Below are 1,253 nucleotides of genomic sequence, written 5' to 3'. Positions count from 1 at the left end.
TTGTGCATTGTGGATGCCAGAGGTGCCGTCGCCTTGGAGCGCGAGCTGGCATGCGATGTCGGCGAAATCACCAAGTGTTTGGCAAGCTTCCCGCATCCGATCACTCGGATTGGGTTCGAGGCGGGCACGATGAGGCAGCATCTGTTTTTCGGGTTAACGAATGAGGGTTTCGACGTCGTCTGCATGGAGGCTCGTCAGGTCAATGCTGCTCTGTCGGCGATGCGCAACAAGACAGACAAGAACGATGCTCGGGGTATCGCTCAGATCTTGCGGACAGGATGGTTCAGCCCGGTTCACATGAAGAGCCGAGAGGCGCATGGAATGCGCGCTTTGTTGAGCTGCCGCAAAGCCTTACTCAATGAGACGATTGATTTAGCGAATGAGGTGCGCGGGCTGCTGAAGATCTTCGGACTTCGTCTGCCCAAAACTGTCCAGCATGGCAGCTTCGATGATGCCGTGCGCCCGCTGATCGAAGTCGATGAGGTATTGGCACACGCCATGCTGCCGCTGCCGGATGCCCGCCGCGCGATATACAAACACTATCTTGCTTTGGACCGGCGGGTTAAGCGTGCGGCCCGCAACGACGATGTCTGCATGCGGATGATGACAGTACCTGGCGGTGGCCCGATAGCAGCACTCACATTCAAAGCCGCCGTCGATGATCCTGGTCGCTTCAAGAGTTCCCGCACCGTTGGTGCGCACTTTGGCCTTACACCTCGACGATATCAGTCGGGCGAGCACGATAACCCAGGTCGAATATCCCGAGCGGGAGATAGAGATGTTCGCGCAACCCTGTACGCTGCGGCTAACGCGTTGCTGATGCGCACGATGGCTGGGTCGCAGATCAAATCGTGGGGCATGCGCCTGATGCGGACCAAGGGCAGACGCCGTGCAATTGTTGCTGTCGCACGCAAACTGGCTGTTTTGCTCCACCGCATGTGGGCAGATGGCACTGAGTTCCGTCCGGTGAAGGTGGAGGGCATGGCATGATCTGAACCGCCCACCACCCAATCTGAACGGGGTTGTCCCTCACCGGACGAGGTCTGTGGAAGAAGCCGAATATGGCTGCTGCGCATCGAGAAGCGCGTCCCAAAGCGAGGTTCTCCACTGCCAATCCGACACATGCGTGCAGCGATGACATCAGGTCATCAATCAGACTGCGAAGAGAAGCGTGACCCGGATGAGCGACAAACGCCACGATTGAAAAAGGAAAACAAGCTTGACCGAAAAGCCCAATTAGAGAAGCTGCCGTT

Annotated in this window: 1 protein-coding gene; it reads left to right on the top strand. The window is 57.5% G+C overall.

Going from position 1 to position 1,253, the window contains the following annotated elements:
* A partial coding sequence (locus tag H7847_RS26565; RefSeq protein WP_227272732.1) for an IS110 family RNA-guided transposase occupies positions 1 to 990 on the top strand: 990 nt, incomplete at its 5' end.
* Between the last annotated feature and the right edge of the window lie 263 nt (positions 991 to 1,253).

The sequence above is a fragment of the Roseobacter weihaiensis genome (assembly GCF_020622345.1).
Taxonomy (GTDB): domain Bacteria; phylum Pseudomonadota; class Alphaproteobacteria; order Rhodobacterales; family Rhodobacteraceae; genus Roseobacter; species Roseobacter weihaiensis.
The sequence above is the reverse complement of the archived record's forward strand: the minus strand, read 5'-3'. Positions and strand labels throughout refer to the sequence as shown.